The 17,055-nt window shown below is 69.0% G+C and carries 17 protein-coding genes; 6 read left to right on the top strand and 11 right to left on the bottom strand.

Going from position 1 to position 17,055, the window contains the following annotated elements; all coding sequences use genetic code 11:
- Positions 1-7: 7 nt before the first annotated feature.
- Together ACTMO_RS20115 and mca are read right to left on the bottom strand one after the other, a co-directional pair.
- Positions 8-385, bottom strand: a complete 378-nt coding sequence (locus ACTMO_RS20115; RefSeq protein WP_019853118.1) for a hypothetical protein — start codon at positions 383-385, stop codon at positions 8-10.
- Entirely contained in the window at positions 382-1,266 is an 885-nt protein-coding gene (gene mca, locus ACTMO_RS0102700) for a mycothiol conjugate amidase Mca (RefSeq protein ID WP_026448801.1), read from the bottom strand. Before mca ends, ACTMO_RS20115 begins: the two co-directional genes overlap by 4 nt.
- 183 nt (positions 1,267-1,449) lie before the next feature.
- On the opposite strand from mca, the gene ACTMO_RS22190 reads away from it, so the two are divergent.
- On the top strand, positions 1,450-1,896 hold the full coding sequence (locus tag ACTMO_RS22190) for a DUF4307 domain-containing protein (RefSeq protein ID WP_211212895.1): 447 nt from the start codon (positions 1,450-1,452) through the stop codon (positions 1,894-1,896).
- A gap of 178 nt (positions 1,897-2,074) precedes the next feature.
- Positions 2,075-2,563, top strand: a complete 489-nt coding sequence (greA, locus tag ACTMO_RS0102690; protein ID WP_026448800.1) for a transcription elongation factor GreA — start codon at positions 2,075-2,077, stop codon at positions 2,561-2,563.
- Between the two features lie 223 nt (positions 2,564-2,786).
- Here the strand turns inward: greA and ACTMO_RS0102685 are convergent, their stop codons facing one another.
- Entirely contained in the window at positions 2,787-3,278 is a 492-nt protein-coding gene (locus tag ACTMO_RS0102685; protein ID WP_019853114.1) for an Lrp/AsnC family transcriptional regulator, read from the bottom strand.
- 164 nt (positions 3,279-3,442) lie between these two features.
- Between ACTMO_RS0102685 and hppD the strand changes: the two genes are divergently transcribed.
- Complete coding sequence (gene hppD, locus ACTMO_RS0102680) at positions 3,443-4,648, top strand: 4-hydroxyphenylpyruvate dioxygenase (RefSeq protein WP_019853113.1); 1,206 nt, start codon at positions 3,443-3,445, stop codon at positions 4,646-4,648.
- A gap of 103 nt (positions 4,649-4,751) precedes the next feature.
- On the opposite strand, the gene ACTMO_RS0102675 is transcribed toward hppD, so the two are convergent.
- The 3 genes from ACTMO_RS0102675 to ACTMO_RS0102665 all read right to left on the bottom strand — a co-directional run bounded on the left by ACTMO_RS0102675 (position 4,752) and on the right by ACTMO_RS0102665 (position 8,931).
- Positions 4,752-5,891: a cystathionine gamma-synthase gene (locus ACTMO_RS0102675; protein WP_019853112.1), complete on the bottom strand. Its 1,140-nt coding sequence runs from the start codon at positions 5,889-5,891 to the stop codon at positions 4,752-4,754.
- 275 nt (positions 5,892-6,166) lie between these two features.
- Complete coding sequence (locus ACTMO_RS0102670) at positions 6,167-7,468, bottom strand: hypothetical protein (protein WP_019853111.1); 1,302 nt, start codon at positions 7,466-7,468, stop codon at positions 6,167-6,169.
- A gap of 95 nt (positions 7,469-7,563) precedes the next feature.
- A complete protein-coding gene (locus ACTMO_RS0102665) occupies positions 7,564-8,931 on the bottom strand; it encodes a cystathionine beta-synthase (RefSeq protein WP_019853110.1) in 1,368 nt (455 codons plus the stop codon).
- Between the two features lie 322 nt (positions 8,932-9,253).
- Here ACTMO_RS0102665 and ACTMO_RS0102660 point away from each other — a divergent pair, with 322 nt between their 5' ends.
- Positions 9,254-10,180 carry an SGNH/GDSL hydrolase family protein gene (locus tag ACTMO_RS0102660; protein WP_019853109.1) on the top strand — a complete coding sequence of 309 codons (927 nt, stop codon included), beginning with the start codon at positions 9,254-9,256 and terminating at the stop codon, positions 10,178-10,180.
- 230 nt (positions 10,181-10,410) lie between these two features.
- Positions 10,411-11,631: an acetyl-CoA C-acetyltransferase gene (locus ACTMO_RS0102655; RefSeq protein ID WP_019853108.1), complete on the top strand. Its 1,221-nt coding sequence runs from the start codon at positions 10,411-10,413 to the stop codon at positions 11,629-11,631.
- Between the two features lie 157 nt (positions 11,632-11,788).
- Here the strand turns inward: ACTMO_RS0102655 and ACTMO_RS0102650 are convergent, their stop codons facing one another.
- Positions 11,789-12,583, bottom strand: a complete 795-nt coding sequence (locus ACTMO_RS0102650) for a Bax inhibitor-1/YccA family protein (protein WP_019853107.1) — start codon at positions 12,581-12,583, stop codon at positions 11,789-11,791.
- 154 nt (positions 12,584-12,737) lie between these two features.
- Positions 12,738-13,853, bottom strand: a complete 1,116-nt coding sequence (gene yidC / locus ACTMO_RS0102645) for a membrane protein insertase YidC (protein ID WP_019853106.1) — start codon at positions 13,851-13,853, stop codon at positions 12,738-12,740.
- Between the two features lie 130 nt (positions 13,854-13,983).
- Between yidC and ACTMO_RS23215 the strand changes: the two genes are divergently transcribed.
- Entirely contained in the window at positions 13,984-14,142 is a 159-nt protein-coding gene (locus ACTMO_RS23215; RefSeq protein WP_019853105.1) for a hypothetical protein, read from the top strand.
- 18 nt (positions 14,143-14,160) lie between these two features.
- On the opposite strand, the gene ACTMO_RS0102635 is transcribed toward ACTMO_RS23215, so the two are convergent.
- From ACTMO_RS0102635 to ACTMO_RS0102625, 3 genes are read right to left on the bottom strand one after another with little or no spacing between them, the layout of a single operon-like run.
- Positions 14,161-14,958, bottom strand: a complete 798-nt coding sequence (locus ACTMO_RS0102635; protein ID WP_019853104.1) for an ABC transporter ATP-binding protein — start codon at positions 14,956-14,958, stop codon at positions 14,161-14,163.
- Between the two features lie 13 nt (positions 14,959-14,971).
- Entirely contained in the window at positions 14,972-16,015 is a 1,044-nt protein-coding gene (locus ACTMO_RS0102630) for a FecCD family ABC transporter permease (RefSeq protein WP_019853103.1), read from the bottom strand.
- Positions 16,012-17,040, bottom strand: a complete 1,029-nt coding sequence (locus tag ACTMO_RS0102625) for an ABC transporter substrate-binding protein (RefSeq protein ID WP_019853102.1) — start codon at positions 17,038-17,040, stop codon at positions 16,012-16,014. The genes ACTMO_RS0102630 and ACTMO_RS0102625 overlap by 4 nt, the downstream gene beginning before the upstream one ends.
- Positions 17,041-17,055: the final 15 nt, after the last annotated feature.

The raw sequence follows: 17,055 nt of genomic DNA, 5'->3' as shown, positions 1-17,055 counted from the left end.
CACCCGTTCACCGGCCCGTCTCGACCCCGTCCCCGGGATCGTCCCGCTGCTCGCCACCGGCGCTCTGCCCCGAGGGAGAGCCGTCGCCCTCGGTGCTCGCCGCCTCCGCCGAGGCCGCCCGGGCGGCCTCGGCACGTCGGACGCGCTTCGGGGCCGCCCGCTCGGCGCGCTCCTCGTCGAAACGCTGTCCCAGCCCGCCGATCCTGCGGCTCAACGAACGCCCCAACAACACCACGGCGATCAGCAGCAGCAGGATCACGAACAGCGCCAGCGGAGTCGCCTTGCCGGTGCCCTCACTCTGCACGCCGGGGCCGGAGTCCTGGGCCAGCACGGAGACCACCGGAACCTCCCCCGCGAGCACCGCCGGGTAGCCAAACAGCGTCATGCGTGCACTCGCTCCTGCACTCCGGAGAACAGGTCGTCCTCCGGCAACGTCGTGTCCACCAGCGACCGCACCAGCTCGTAGTCCTCCGTGGGCCAGACGGCACGCTGGATGTCCAACGGCACCGCGAACCAGCGACTGTTCGGGTCGATCTGCGTCGCATGGGCCCGCAGCGCCTCGTCACGGACCTCGAAGTAGTCCGCGCACTCCACCTGCGTGGTCACCCGCTCGTACGGATCGGGACGTTGTGACTCGTCCCACTTTCTCAGCCACTCCCCGTAGGGGGACTCCAGTCCCCGCTCCAGCAGGGCGTCGTGGAACAGCTGCATACGCTTGCGGGAGAAACCGTGGCAATAGTACAGCTTCAGCGGCTGCCACGGCTGCCCCTGCTCCGGGAAGCGGTCGGGGTCGCCGGAAGCGTCGAAGGCGGCCATGGAGATCTCGTGGCACCGCACGTGGTCCGGATGCGGATAGCCCCCGTTCTCGTCGTAGGTGACCACCACGTGCGGGCGGAACTCCCGCATCACCCGCACCAGCTCCGCGGTGGGCACCTCGATCGGCTGCCGGGCGAAGCACCCCTCCGGCAGCGGCGGCGGAGGGTCGCCCTCGGGAAGACCCGAGTCCACGAAACCCAGCCAACGGTGCTGGACCCCGAGGATCTCGGCCGCGCGGGCCATCTCCTCACGCCGGACCTCGGGCATGTTCTCGCTCACCCCCGGCCGGTCCATGGCCGGGTTCAGAATGCTGCCGGCCTCACCTCCGGTGCAGGTGACGACCATCACGTCGTTTCCCTCCGCGACATAGCGCGCCGTGCTGGCCGCCCCTTTGCTGGACTCGTCGTCCGGATGAGCGTGCACGGTCATCAGGCGAAGCTTCTCCGCCATGGCTCCGGAATCCTTCCGTCTGGTGGACGTCGACACCTGTACCGCCCCCACCGAGTACGGGCGGTACACCCCAGGGATACTCAACCGCAGGTGTTCCTCCATTGTTCCCGAACGACGCAGCCCTCGGGAGGCAGGTCCGGGGATCACCGGGCGATCCGTCAGGACGTCGGGAGGCGAGAGGCCGTGACGAATTCCCCCGAAACGATCAGAAGAGCCCCCGAGGGCCGGTACGGTTCCCGAGGCGGCGCTCAGCGGCGCTGGCCCGTCCGGTTGTCGGCCGGGCTGGTACTGCTCGCGGGAGTGCTGGTCGCGGTGATCGCCTACCGGAACCTCGGCAGCGCCCCCATCCAGGGCAAGGCCTCCTCCTTCGAGGTCGGCCAGGACTCGGTACGGATCACTCTGGAGGTGCGCAGGGACGATCCGGCCAAGGCGGCGGAGTGCGTGGTGCGCGCCCGGGCCCGCTCCGGGCGCGAGGTCGGACGTGGCGAGGTCTACATACCACCGGGCCAGCCCACCACCTACCATCGGACCGAACTGACCACCTCGGCTCCCCCGGTCACCGGTGAGGTCTTCGGTTGCTCCTACGAGATCCCGAGCTATTTGGAGTCGCGGGGGCGGCCATCCGGGTGAAGTTGACCTTCCCGCGCCTGTCGGACTGACGAAATCTCCCACAGCCCGCCCCGTCTCGTGTTATTGTCGCTACCAGCACGGCCCCGCACGGGCCGTGTTTTTCCATTCCGAGCTCTTCGGGGTGCGGAGGATATCGGCCCGCGGAGCGCGGAGCCGCAGTCGACGAGGAGTGGTGACCGTGAGCGATACCCAGGCGACCTGGCTTACCCAAGACGCTTACGACCGGCTCAAGAAGGAGCTGGACGAGCTCGTGGCCGAGCGCCCGGCGATCGCCGCGAAGATCAACGAAGCTCGTGAAGAGGGCGACCTGAAGGAGAACGGCGGCTACCACGCCGCCCGTGAGGAGCAGGGGCAGCTGGAAGGACGCATCCGCCAGCTACAGGAACTGCTGCGCAACGCCAAGGTCGGTGATGTGCCGACCGAATCGGGCGTGGCCCGCCCCGGCTCGGTGCTGACCGTCCGTTTCGAGGGCGAGAACGAGGAGGAGAAGTTCCTGCTCGCCAACCGCGAGGAGGGGGCACACGGAGACCTGGAGGTCTACTCGCCGAGCTCTCCCCTCGGACAGGCCCTGCTGGACGCCCGCGAGGGCGAGGTTCGTGAGTACGAGCTGCCCAACGGCGGCATGATGCAGGTGACCCTGATCAAGGCCGAGCCGTTCCAGGGCTGAGGCCGCTCTCGCCCGGTGGTCCGGGCTCCTTTTCCGTACGACCGACCCAGGAACGCGGTTGACCACGGGCACTCGTGTGTTCGGGCGGCTTTCCGCGCGCGTCCGCACGTGTTCCCTCCCCGGAGGGACGACGTGGCGGTTGCCGATCCCGTCGCGGCGTTTCCGACAGGGCCGTCCGGGGTTGTTCGGCGAACAACCCCGGAGGGCGGCCCGACGAGGCGGGTCACTGACCCTGGGCCATGCGTTCCAGCAACGGGCGCACCCTGGGTGGCACCGGCGTGGACAGCGCTATGGCCGTGGAGGTGCGGCGCACTCCCTCCACGGCCACCACGCGGTCTATGACGCGCTGTAGGTCGTCGTTGGAGCGCGCCACCATGCGCACGAACAAATCGCCCTGCCCGGTGGTGGCGTGCACCTCGCAGACCTCGTCGATGGCGGACAGCTGCTCGGCGACCGAGGCACGCCGCCCCTGGGCGATCTCCAACACCGCGAAGGCGGTCAGTCCGTAGCCGACGGCAGCCAGGTCCAACTCCGGGGGGAAACCGCGCAGTATCCCCCGACGCGTCATGCGGTCCATACGCGCCTGGACCGTCCCGCGCGCCACCCCCAACCGGCGCGAGCACTCCAACACCCCCAGCCGGGGCTCGTCGGACAGCAGAAGCAACAGCCTGGCGTCCAGCTCGTCCAGAGCTTGCTCACCCGCCGTGGCTGACATGACACACTCCCCACACTCGCCGGCGATACAGGATGAACAGTCACTCCCGGGCAAGCAGAGCACGAGTTGAGCATTTTGTACAGCGGTGAAACCGCCTGTTGCACAGGATGCCCCGTGCTCGCACGCTGAGGTGACACCAAGTCTCCGCGGACCGGGAGGTCGTCATGACCGACGTCACGAATCCGAGCACCACCGCCGAACGCGACGACGTGACCTTCGAGCAGATGAAGCAGCTCGTCGGGCTGGTCCAGCACGACCCGACCAAGGACCCCTTCCCCGTCAAGTCCATGGACGCGGTGGAGTTCGTCGCGGGTAACGCCACGCAGAGCGCGATCTTCTACCAGAACGCTCTCGGGATGCGACTGGTCGCCTACCGGGGTCCGGAGACCGGTGTCCGCGACCACAGGGCCTACGTGCTGGAGTCCGGATCGGCCCGGTTCGTGCTCAAGGGAGCCGTCGACCCGGACAGCCCCCTGGCCGACCACCACCGCGCCCACGGCGACGGGGTGACCGACCTGTCCCTCGAAGTGGCCGATGTGGACCGCTGCGTCGAACACGCGCGCACGCAGGGGGCCACCGTCCTGGAGGAACCGCACGACGTCTCCGACGAGTACGGGACGGTGCGGGTGGCCGCCATCGCGACCTACGGCGAGACCAGGCACAGTCTCGTCGACCGCTCGCGCTACTCGGGCCCCTACTTCCCCGGTTACGTTCCCAAGACCAGCGGACACCGCAAACCCGAGGGAGCTCCGAAACGGGTCTTCCAGGCGATCGACCACTGCGTGGGCAACGTGCCCATGGGCGAGATGGACCAGTGGGTCGCCTTCTACAACAGGGTCATGGGCTTCGTGAACATGACGGAGTTCGTCGGCGACGACATCGCCACCGAGTACTCGGCGCTGATGAGCAAGGTGGTGGCCAACGGCAACCACCGGGTCAAGTTCCCGCTGAACGAACCCGCCGTGGGCAAGAAGAAGTCGCAGATCGACGAGTTCCTGGAGTTCTACGGTCAGGCGGGCTGCCAGCACATCGCCCTGGCCACCAACGACATCATCAGCAGTGTCTCGGCGATGCGCGCCGCCGGTGTCGAGTTCCTCGACGTCCCCGACTCCTACTACGACGACCCCGAGCTGCGGGCCAGGATCGGGCAGGTGCGCTTCCCCATCGAGACCCTCAAGGAGCACGGGATCCTCGTGGACCGCGACGAGGACGGTTACCTGCTGCAGATATTCACCAAGCCCATCGGGGACCGCCCGACCATGTTCTTCGAACTCATCGAGCGGCACGGTTCCCTCGGGTTCGGGATCGGCAACTTCAAGGCGCTCTTCGAGGCCATCGAACGGGAGCAGGCACTGCGCGGGAACCTGTGATCCGGCTTCGCGCCGGATCCGGTGTCCGGGGCCGCCCGGTCGACCGGAGGCGGCGGTCCCGGACCCTGTCCGAGTCCTTCCGGGACGTCCTCGTCCGGAACGGTCACCCCAGTGCCGTGAACAGGTCCTCCAGCAGGTCGTCGACGTCCTCGATCCCCACCGACACCCGCACCAGCTCGGAGGGCACCTGCAACTGGGAACCGGCGACGCTGGCGTGGGTCATCCTGCCGGGGTGCTCGATCAGCGACTCCACCCCACCGAGGGACTCGGCCAGGGTGAACAGCCGGGTACGCGCGCACACGTCGACGGCGGCCTCCTCCCCGTCGGCGTGGAGGAACGAGACGATGCCACCGAAACGACGCATCTGCGCGGCGGCGATCTCGTGACCCGGATGGTCGGGCAGGCCGGGGTAGAACACCCTGCTCACCTTCGGATGCTCCCGCAGCGCCTGCGCGATCCGGGCCGCGTTGGCGCTGTGCTGCTCCATCCGCGCCGCCAGCGTCTTCACCCCCCGCAGGGTCAGCCAGGCGTCGAAGGGGCCGGGAACCGCACCCGCGGTGTTCTGGAGGAACGCCACGTCGGTGGCGATCCGCTCGTCGGAGGTCACCACCGCCCCTCCGACCACATCGGAGTGTCCTCCCATGTACTTGGTGGTCGAGTGCACCACCACGTCGGCACCCAGGGTCAGCGGTTGTTGCAGGTACGACGAGGCGAAGGTGTTGTCCACGACCAACCTGGTGGAGGTCTCGGCGGCGAGCTGGGCCAGACCGGAGAGGTCGGCGATGTTCAACAGCGGGTTGGTGGGGCTCTCGACCCACAGCACCCTGGTGTTCGGGCGGACGGCCGCCCGGATGGCGTCCGGATCCGAGACGGGGGCCGGGGTGTACTCCACTCCCCACTCGGTCAGCACCTTGTCGATCAGCCGGAACGTCCCGCCGTAGGCGTCGTCGGGAATGATCAGGTGATCGCCGGGCCGCACCAGGCAACGCAGCAACGCGTCGGTGGCCGCCATCCCCGAGGAGAACGCGAGCCCGTAAGCGCCGGACTCCAGGGCGGCCAGGCACTCCTCCAGCGCCGTGCGGGTCGGGTTTCCCGTCCGGGAGTACTCGTAGCCGGCACGCTGGTTCCCCACCCCGTCCTGGGCGTAGGTGGAGGTCGCGTGGATCGGCGGAATCACCGACCCTGTCGCGCTGTCGGGCTGCTGTCCTGCGTGGATGGCGCGCGTCGCGAAACCGTCGGTCATGCCGGGAACTCTACTCGTCACAGGCTCGTCCGAACGCACCCGCTTTCGCTCCTTCCGGAGACCCGTGGGCCGCCGGAAGGAGCGTTTGCGCCCGTTCCGTCACCGGACGTCGGCGCGCCGGGGGATTCCCCCACTGGCCGCTCAGCGTGGCCCGCCGATCCGCGGTGCTGTCCGTCCTGGGGTTGTGGTGGGCACACGTTCCTCCGCCCGATCCGACTACGGGCTTCGCGGTCACGGCGCCACCACAGTGCGGGCACGAACGGACGCGCCGCCCCTCACCACTGCGGCGGCTGCTGACCGGGCTGCTGCGGGTAGCCACCCGGTTGTCCGTAGGGCGGCTGCGGTTGCCCGTAGGGCTGGCCGTAGGGCTGTCCGTAGGGTTGCCCGGGAAACGGCTGCTGCCCGGGCATGGGCTGGCCAGCCTGGGGCTGTCCGGGCATGGGCTGACCCGGCTGCCCCGCCACGGGATACCCCGGGGGCTGTCCGGCGGGCATACCGGGCTGACCCGGCATCGGTTGTCCCGGCATCGGAGGCTGGCCGTAACCACCGGGAGCGGCGGGAACCGCCGCACCACTCAGGTAGGACCTGGTGGGAGGCAGCATGGCCAACACAGCGGGAACCGCGGCGAACAGGATGGAGACTATCCCGATTGCGGTGAACGTGTAGACGAACCAATTGATCACCACACCGAGCGCGAGAACCCCGGACCCGCCGACCATGACGAACGGGGCGAACTGCTTGCGCTGCAGGATGAGGATTCCGGCCACGACCAGCGCCAGGGAACCGACGAGTTGCAGCAGGCCGAGGGTGACGAACAGTCCGGTGGGCGGCAGATCCGGCATCTCGACCCCGTACTGCTCACTGAGCTGTTGGGAGGTCTGAGAGACCTGGTTGGCCATGCTGAGGAAGCCGAAAATCCCGATCAGTACGAGGATCGCGGTCAAACCGCCGAGCCCTATACCGGTCCAGGCCGCCCCCTGGGCCAGCCCCTTGCTGGAGGAGGACTGCTGCGGTCCGCCCGGAAACTGGCCGGGCTGTGGGGCGGGTGCACCGTAAGCACCGGGCTGTCCCGGGCCGGGAGCGGGGAAACCACCGCTCGGGGTTCCCGGCTGCCCCGCCATACCCGGTTGAGGCGGCATCCCGGGCTGGCCCTGCGCCCAGGGCTGTCCCGCCATGCCGGGTTGTTCCTGTCCCCACGGCTGGTTCGTCATACCCGGCTGGGCCTGCGCGCCGGGCTGAGCACCCAGACCGGGCTGCTCGTACATGGGCTGCGGCGGCTGCATCGACGGCGGAACGACCTGGGTCGCCCCGCCACCCTCCTGACCGGCCGGTGAAGGCTGGGAGTCCTGCTCCATCTGCCGCATGGCCTCGGCCGGATTGACGACCTGGGTGGAGTCCGAACCGGAACTGTGGTCGTTGCGCTGCCCCGCGTCCTGGTCCTGCGACTGGTGCGGATCCATGCGCGAGGAGATCATCTGCGTCGAGTTGGGAGTGGGCTCCTCGGTGTTGGCGGAGCCGGACTGCTGTTCCGCGGAGCCGTCCGGCTGCTGACCTTCGGGTGGCTGCGGGGAGCTCATCGGGTTTCTCCTATCCCCTGGGGCACGAACCTGGGTGTGTACACGCCTACGCTAACCGACCGCGCGAAGCGTCACGGGCGATGTGTAACAGAATCTCACCGCCCTGCGATAAAGGCGAGCACGTCCTGCCTGGTAACCACCCCGGCGGGTTTGCCGTCCATGAGCACCATCGCCCCGTCGGCGTTGCGCAGTGCCTTCATGGCCGAGGTGATGTCCTCGCCCGCGCCGATGCTCGGCAGCGGAGCCGACATGTGCGTCTCCACGCGGTCGGCGAGATTGGCTCTTCCGGCGAACAACTCGTCCAGCAGGTCCCGCTCGTTGACGGCGCCGGCGACCTCGGCCGCCATGATCGGGGGTTCGGCGTTGACCACCGGCATCTGGGAAACACTGAACTCGCGCAGAATGGCCACCGCCTCGGCGACCGTCTCGTTCGGATGGACGTGCACCAGTTCGGGCAGCGTCCCGTCCTTGCGCCTGAGCACGTCTCCGATGGAGCCGCCGCCGTGGTCCGGGGAGAGGAAGCCGTAGGAGGCCATCCACGAGTCGTTGAACACCTTGGTGAGGTATCCGCGCCCGCTGTCGGGCAGCAGCACCACGATCACGTCGTCCGGATTCGCCCGCTCCGCCACGCGCAGCGCCCCGAGCGCGGCCATACCGCACGAGCCACCGACCAACAGGGCCTCCCGCTGGGCCAACTCCCGGGTCGTGCGGAACGAGTCCGCGTCCGACACGGACACGATCTCGTCGCAGATCTCCCGGTCGTAGGTGGTCGGCCAGAAGTCCTCGCCCACCCCCTCGACCAGATAGGGGCGTCCCCTGCCTCCCGAGTACACCGAACCCTCCGGGTCCACCCCGACGATGCGGACCCTGCCGTCGGAGACCTCCTTCAGGTAGCGCCCGACCCCCGAGATCGTCCCGCCGGTTCCGATACCGGCGACGAAGTGCGTCACCCTCCCCTCGGTCTGCTCCCAGATCTCCGGGCCCGTGGAGTGGTAGTGGGACTCGGGGTTGGAGAGGTTGTTGTACTGGTTCGGCTTCCAGTGGCCCTCCTGGGCGGCCAGCCGGTCCGACACGCTGTAGTAGGAGTCCTCGTGCTCGGGGGGAACCGCGGTCGGGCAGACCACGACCTCCGCTCCGTAGGCCTCCAGCACGTTGCGCTTGTCCTCGCTGACCTTGTCCGGGCAGACGAAGACACAGCGGTAGCCCTTGCGCTGGGCGATCATCGCCAGTCCCACCCCGGTGTTGCCCGAGGTGGGTTCCACGATCGTCCCGCCGGGAGGCAACTCGCCGGAGGCCTCGGCGGCTTCGATCATGCGCTCGGCGATCCGGTCCTTGACGCTGCCGCCCGGGTTGAAGTACTCGACCTTGGCCAGCACCGGCGTGCTCAGCCCCCGCGTCAGCGAGTTCAACCTCACCAACGGTGTGTTGCCGACGAGATCGGCCACGTGCTCGACGTAGTCCACGGCGGTCCCTCCTAGACTCGGCGCCTCGCGCTGGGTGTCACCGGTTCCCCACAGGGACCGGCTGCTTCCCTGGCAGTCTCCCGATAGGCCCGCGCGTGCTCGCGCCGGGGTGCCCCCGACGGTCGGACCGTGCTCGTGCCCGGCTTGCCGAAACACCCTGGCGGCGGGTTAACCGGAGGCGGGAAACGAACGATGTTCCTAGCGGGGAGCACGATCTTCCTCCCCGCGACCCGGCTGCGAGCACGTGCGAAACGACCAGCGCGGAGTGACCATGCCGGGAAGCGGCTCGCGGGGTTTCCGCACGAACCGCAGGGAGGCAACGATGATCGCTGCGCGACTGTTGAGGGTCGCCGCCATCGGCGCCGCCTCCGTCGGCGGCCTGTCCGGAGCTCTCTACGGTCTGCTCAGTGGCCAGTCCAGGCACGCGCGCCGTGTCATCGGCCTGCCCACGGCGGAACCCCCGAACGCCGACGGAACGTACCTGCCCACCGACGCGACGGGACGGGCGCACGCCTCCTCGGAGCCCGCGCTGGATTTCGCCGTGCTGGGGGACTCCTCCGCCGCCGGTCTGGGAGTCGAACTTCCCCGGGAACTGCCCGGGGCTCGTCTGGCCGAGGGCCTGGCCGAAGAGCTGGAACGACCGGTGGTGCTGCGCACCCACGCGGTGGTGGGCTCCACCAGCAGAGAACTGGCCCGGCAGGTGGAGACGGTGCTGCGGGAGCCGCCCCGGCTGGCGTTGGTGCTGATCGGGGTCAACGACGTCACCACCAGGGTGCCGATCGGCACCAGTGTTCGCCTGCTGGAGGAGGCCGTGACCGAGATGACGCGGGCGGGCACGGCCGTGGTGGTGGGCACGTGTCCCGACCTGGGGGCCATCCGCCCCATTCCCCAGCCGCTGCGTTCCGTGGCGCGTCGTTACAGCCTTCTGCTGGCCAGGGAACAACGCCGGGCGGTGGAGCGCGCCGGAGGACACGCTGTCCCCCTCGCCGACCTGCTCTCCCCCGAGTTCCTCACCCGTCCGGTGGAGCTGTTCGGCCCGGATCGGTTCCATCCCTCCGCGGCCGGATACGAGATGGCCACCGAGCTGTTGCTGCCCACCCTGTGCGACGCGATCGGGGCCTGGCAGGGCGCCCCGGTGCCCAGTGCCCCCCGCCGGTCGGAGGCGGTGGAGGCCCGTCGGCCGACCCGTCGCCTCGTTGCCCGGCTGAACCTGCGCTGGGGATCGCGCACGAAACCGGCTGATTCCTGAACGATCCACCGAAGCACCTTTGAGCTGGCGTACCATCCGGTCGGTCAACGGGGGTAGGGTGAGTGCGGTCACCGTGACAACGGCGGATCACCGCCTAGGGTGAGCACATCCCCGTGTGGGACCGCACGGTGCTCGCCCTGGCCGCTCTGCCCTCCGAGCGTCCGGGTGGGCCCCGCCCTTTCGCCCACACGACACACCAGAGCACGAACACGACGCGAAGGAGTCACCCCATGCCCGAAGCAGTCATCGTCGCGACCGCGCGTTCCCCCATCGGCCGCGCGGGCAAGGGCTCCCTGGTGGACATGCGTCCGGACGACCTGACCGCCCAGATGGTGCGGGCCGCGCTGGACAAGGTGCCCGAACTGGACCCCGCCGAGATCGACGACCTGATGCTCGGCTGCGGGCTTCCCGGTGGGGAACAGGGATTCAACATGGCACGGGTGGTCGCGGTGCTGCTCGGCTACGACCACCTGCCCGGGACCACGGTCACCCGCTACTGCTCCTCCAGCCTGCAGACCACCCGGATGGCCCTCCACGCCATCCGGGCCGGCGAGGGTGACGTGTTCGTCAGCGCCGGTGTGGAGACGGTCTCCCGGTTCGAGAAGGGCAGCTCCGACTCCCTGCCGGAGACCACCAACCCGCTGTTCGACGAGGCCCAGCAGCGCACCAGGGAAACCGGGGAACAGGGCGCCGAACACTGGACCGACCCCCGCGAGTTCGACAAGCTCCCGGACGTCTACATCCCCATGGGGCAGACCGCCGAGAACCTGGCCCGGGCCAAGGGGATCAGCAGGGAGGAGATGGACGAGTTCGGGGTGCGTTCGCAGAACCTCGCGGAGAAGGCCATCGCCAACGGCTTCTGGGAGCGGGAGATCACCCCGGTGACCACCCCCTCGGGCACGGTCGTCAGCGCCGACGACGGCCCGCGCGCCGGTGTGACCAAGGAGTCGGTGGCCGGGCTCAAGCCGGTGTTCCGTCCGGACGGCCGGGTGACCGCGGCGAACGCCTGCCCGCTCAACGACGGGGCCGCCGCGCTGGTCATCATGAGCGACCGCAAGGCCGAGCGGCTCGGGCTCACCCCGCTGGCACGCATCGTCTCCACCGGCGTCTCGGCGCTGTCCCCGGAGATCATGGGACTCGGGCCCGTGGACGCCTCCCGGCAGGCCCTGCACCGGGCGGGCATGGGCATCGACGACATCGACCTGGTGGAGATCAACGAGGCCTTCGCCGCCCAGGTGATCCCCTCCTACCGGGAACTGGGGATCCCGCTGGAGAAACTCAACGTCAACGGCGGGGCCATCGCCGTGGGACATCCCTTCGGGATGACCGGGGCCCGGATCACCACCACCCTGCTGAACTCGCTGAGCTTCCACGACAAGCGGTTCGGTCTGGAGACGATGTGCGTCGGCGGCGGCCAGGGCATGGCCATGGTCCTGGAGCGCCTCGGCTGAGCCCGGCACGGGCCGTGACACACGACGGCGCCTGCCGACGTCTCACACACGTCGGCAGGCGCCGTTCTCGTCCGTCCGGGAGGTTCCCGCCCGGGAACCGGTCGTCGCCGGGGTGCTCCTTCGGGGCAGCCGCCCGACGACCACGGCTGAGCTTGGCTCAGTCGTTCTGCAGGTAGGACAGCAGCCGCAGGATCTCCAGGTAGAGCCAGATCAGCGTCACCATCAGGCTGAAGGCGATGTACCAGGAGACCCGGGCGTCCACCCCGCTCTTGATGGCCCGGTCGGCCTCGTCGAAGTCCAGCAGGAAGACGAAGGCGGCGATGCCGATGCACAGCAGGCTGAAGCCGATGGCCAGCAGCCCGCCGTCGCGGAGGCCGAGGCCGCCCTCGACGAAGAAACCGGCGACGAGGTTGATCAGCATCAGCGTGAAGGCACCCGCCGCGGCTCCGATGACCCACTTGGTCAGCTTGGGGGTCACCCGGATGGCCCCGGTCTTGTAGACCACCAGCATCGCGGCGAACACCCCCATGGTGCCGGCGATGGCCTGCATGATGATGCCCGAGCTGCCCACCAGCGCGGCGAACATGTAGCTGATCCCGCCGAGGAAGACACCCTCGACCGCCGCGTAGGCGATGACCAGCGCGGGGCTGACCTTCTTCTTGAAGACGTTGACCAGCGCCAGCACGAACCCGACGATCGCGGCGGGCAACACCAGCGCCATGGACTGCGGGCCGCCGATGATGTAGGTGGCCGCGGCCGTGCCGATCGTGATCGCCAGCGTGATGGCCGTCTTGGTCACGACATCGTCGATGGTCAGCGGACGTCCGGCCTGCGTGGGGGCCGTGGGCGCCTGTCCGCCACCGAACGAGCCCCCGGGGGGCTGGCCGTAGTTGAAGTCCGCGTACCCGCCCTTGGGCAGGTTCTTGAACGCGGGATTACTGCTTGTGCGCAACTCATCCTCCCGGGCGTGCCTACGCCGTCACCCGTCACAACGATCGGGATCCGTGATCGGTTCCCGACTCACGTAAAAAGCACTTTACTCTCGTTCGACCACAGGATCCCACAGTCCCACCCGATCGACGCGAAAGTGTCGAACATCACACGCGTCAACGGCGTTTCTTCTGGCCGCGTTGGCTGGCCCCCTGCTTGCCGGAGCGCTTCTTCTGCTGTGGACGTTTCTTCCCGGAGGAGCCACCGGCGGGTTTGTTGCCGCCCGCGGACGTCTTGCCGTTGGCCCTTCCGTCGGGAGCGGACTTCGCCCCGGAGGACTCGGACCGCTCTCCTTGCTCCAGGGAGGTCGCGGTGCCGTTCGCGGACTGCTCCTCGCCGTCGTCACCCCGCGAACCGGACGTGGCCCTGCCGGACCGGTCGGGTTTCTGGCCCGGTTTGGGACGGGGAGTCTCCTTCTTCGCCGCGAGTTCGCGTTCCTTCTGACGCTGTTCCTCCCGGTCCACCTTGTTGGTGAGGAAGTGCTGCTGGCCCAGCGTCCAGACGTTGTTGGCCAGCCAGTAGAACAGCACCGCGATCGGCAGGAACCACCCGGAGACCAGCGCACCGATCGGGGCGAGATACATCATGACCTTGCCCATCATCGCGCTCTGGGGGTTGGCCATGGCCGCGTCGGACTGCCGCTTGAGCGACATCCGCATGGTGAAGAAGGTGGCCACCGAGGCGACGATCATCAGCGGGATACCGACCGCGATCATGTCCGGCCTGCTGGTGCCGAACCGTTCCAGCACGCTCTCGGGCTGGATGATCGTGTTGGACAGCTTGGCCCCGAAGATGTCGGCGTTGATGAAGGACTGGACGCCCTCCTTGTCGAAGAAGAAGTTGCTGTCCGAGTCGGGGCTGAAGCTCCGCAGCACGTGGAACAGGCTCAGAAAGACCGGGATCTGCACGAGTGCCGGAAGGCAGCCGCCGAGCGGGTTCACCCCCTGCTCGGACTGCAGCTTCTGCATCTCCTGCATCATCTTCTGGCGGTCGTTCTTGTACTTCTCGCGGATCTTCTGCATCTGCGGGGCGAACTTCTGCATCTTGCGCCCCGCCCGGATCTGGCTCAGTGCCGGCTTGATCAGCAGAACACGAAGCGTGAACACCAGGAAGAAGACGGCGAGCACCCAGCTGATGCCCTGGTCCTTCCCGAACAGCGTGCCGAAGACCGCGTGCCAGAACCACAGGATGATCGACACCGGGTAGAGGATGAAGCCGAAGAAGTCCGCCACTCGTTCACTCCTGGTAGTCGCCCGGCGCGCTCCCGGGCCTCACCTGTACAACCGCCCCCCGTCCACAGGGCTCAGCCTGCCAGGATCCCACGGCCACGTCCGATCACGACGGGCGGGCGGTCTGCACACCGTGCAGAACCCGCGCCGGGTCTTCGCCGGGATGCGCGCGACGACCGTGCGGGACACGGTCAGCTTCCCCGGCGCGAGCCAGGCCTTCGACGAGACCGGCAGGCCGGTCGACGAGGCGGGCAGCGCCACGGCGGATGGCCACAGCGCGGGCCCGGTGTGAACGAGCCCACGGGGACGTTCACCCCCTGGAAGCGGTGCCCTGCTCCACCGGCTCCCCCGGCAGGAAACGGACCGAGGGACGGCCCTCGGGGCCGTCTGCGGTCACCTCGGCCCGCACGCCGTAGACCTCGGCGACCAGTTCGGGGGTGAGCACCTCGCCGGGGGTTCCCGCCACCACGGCACGCCCCTGCCGCAGCACCAGCAGCCTGTCGCAGAACATGGCGGCCAGGTTCAGGTCGTGCAGGGCCAGCACACTGGTGACCGGAAGCCGGACCACCAGCCCCAGCAGCTCCAGCTGGTGACGGATGTCCAGATGGTTGGTCGGCTCGTCGAGCAGCAGCTCCCGGGGTTGCTGGGCCAGCGCCCGCGCGATCTGGACCCGCTGGCGCTCCCCTCCGGAGAGGGTGTGCCAGCAACGACCCTCCTTGTCCGCCAGGCCGGTGCTTTCCAGCGCGGAACGCACCGCGCGTTCGTCCTCGGCCGTCTCCCCCGCCCAGGGGCGCCGGTGCGGGACCCGTCCGAGGCCGACCACCTCGTGGACCGTCATGTCCACCTCGGTGTCGGCCTGCTGCTCGACGACCCCGATCCGGCGGGCGACGTTCCTGCGCCCCACCCGCTGGATGGGGACGTCGTCGAGGGAGACCACCCCGGACGAGGCGGGGCGGACCCCGGACAACAGGCGCAGCAGGGTCGACTTGCCCGAGCCGTTCGGTCCGAGCAACCCCACGGTCTCGCCCTGTGCCGGCTCCAGACTGACCCCGTCGACGATGAGCTCACCGCCCACCCGCCAGCTGACCCGTTCGGCACGCAGTCCCACGTTGGCGCTCCTGTCAGGATCGACGTGTCTTGCGGCTGCGGTAGAGGACGACCGCGAAGGCGGGAACACCGATCAACGAGGTCATCACCCCCACCGGTATCTCCTGCGGATCGAGCATCGTGCGGGCGACGGTGTCGATCCACACCAGGAAGATCGCCCCCACCAGCACCGTGGTCGGCAGCAGCCTGCGGTGGCCCGGTCCCACCAGCATCCGGGCCGCGTGCGGCAGCACCAACCCCACGAAACCGATGGCCCCGGCCGCACTCACCAGGGTCGCCGTGAGCAACGCCGTGGCGATCAGCAGCGACGTCCTGGTCCTGGTCACCGACACCCCCAGCGCGGCGGCCGCGTCGTGCCCGAAGGTGAACGCGTCCAGGGCGGGGGCCTTGAGCAGGCACACCGCCAGCACCACCAGCAGCACGACCAGACAGGGCCACACCTCCTCCCAGCCGGTCCCGCCGAGCGAACCGAGCAGCCAGAACAGCACACTGCGGGTCTGCTCCGCGTCGGCGGCCGACATCACGATGAAGGAGGTCAACGCCGAGAACAGCTGCATGGCGGCCACTCCGGCCAGGATCATCCGGTCCGGGGCGCTGCCCACCAGGTGGCCGAACATCAGCACGAGGACGAACGAGCACAGCGAACCGAGGAAGGCCCCCAGCGAGAGGGTGGCCACCCCGCTGCCCACGCCCAGCACCACCACCGCCACCGCACCGGTGGAGGCCCCGGAGGAGATCCCGAGTACGTAGGGATCGGCCAGCGGGTTGCGCAGCAGGGCCTGCATCACCACTCCGCACAGGCCGAGCCCGGCCCCACACACGGCGGCCAGCACCGTGCGCGGCAGCCGCAGGTTCCAGATGATCCCCTCGCGGATCAGGGAGAGCCCGGAGTCGCCGAGACCGAGGTGCTCGCCCACCACCGCCCAGACGTTGCCCACCGCGATCTCGGCGGGCCCGATCGTGATGGTGAACGCCACGGACAGGGTGAGCAGCACCAGCCCGCACACCCAGAGCAACGTGGTGCCCACCCCGCCGGAACGGGTTCGGGACACGCTCATTCGACGAGCCCGAACTCACGCAGCCTGGCGGTCACCTTCTCGATCCCGTCGACGGTGCGGATCGACGGGTTCATCGCGGCACCGCTGAGCCGGACGTAGCGCTGCTCGCGCACGGCCTCCATGTGCTTGGTCACCGGGTTCGACTCCAGGAAGCCGATCTTCTGCGCGGCTTCCTCCGCGGTCTGCTGCTCCCGGGTGAGATCCCCGAGCACGAGCACGTCCGGATCGCGGGCCGCCACCGTCTCCCAGTTGATCTGGGGCCACTCCTTGTGCGTGTCGTCGAAGACGTTGCGCGCCCCCACCCGCTCGGTGATGACGCCCGGTGCCCCGCAACAGCCCGCCATGTAGGGCGACTCCTTGTTGGCGAACCAGTACAGCAGGCTCACTCCGGAGGCGTCGACGCCCTCGGTGGCCTCGGCGATCCTGCCGCGCAGCTCCTCCACCAACCGTTGTCCGCGTTGCCGCACGTCGAAGATCTCGGCCAGCTGACGGATCTCCTCGTAGACGAGGTCCATGGTCAGCGGTTCGTCCCGGATCCCGTCGCCGTCGCCCTCGTTGTTCTTGGCGCACTCGGAGGGGGAGACATAGGTGGGCACTCCCAGCCGCGCGAACTTCTCGCGCGAGGAAACCCGCTGCAGGACGCTCTCGAAGGAGGAGGTGACGAAGTCGGGCTGCTCGGCCAGCACCCTCTCGTAGGAGGGGATGTGGTCGGCGAGGCGCGGGACTCGGGAGTTGGCCTCCTCCAGGTGCTCCAGCACCGGATCGGTCCAGGTGGCCGTGCCCACCATGCGGTCGGCCAGCCCCAGGGACAGCAGGATCTCGGTGGTCCCCTGGGTGAGCGAGACAACCCGCTCCGGTGGGGACTCGACGGTGATCTCCCTGCCGCAGTTCTCGACGGTGCGCGGGTATCCGGCTGCGGCTTCCTCTCCGGAGGAAGGGGAGGCATCGCCGCCACAGGCGGTCAACAGACCGGACGTGAGCAGCGTGAGACAGCACAGGGACAGCGACCGGAACGGTCTTCGCATAAGGTCCTCTCCGTC

The sequence above is a fragment of the Actinopolyspora mortivallis DSM 44261 genome, assembly GCF_000384035.1.
GTDB classification, from domain to species: Bacteria; Actinomycetota; Actinomycetes; order Mycobacteriales; family Pseudonocardiaceae; genus Actinopolyspora; species Actinopolyspora mortivallis.
This window is presented reverse-complemented; position numbering and strand designations above follow the sequence as displayed.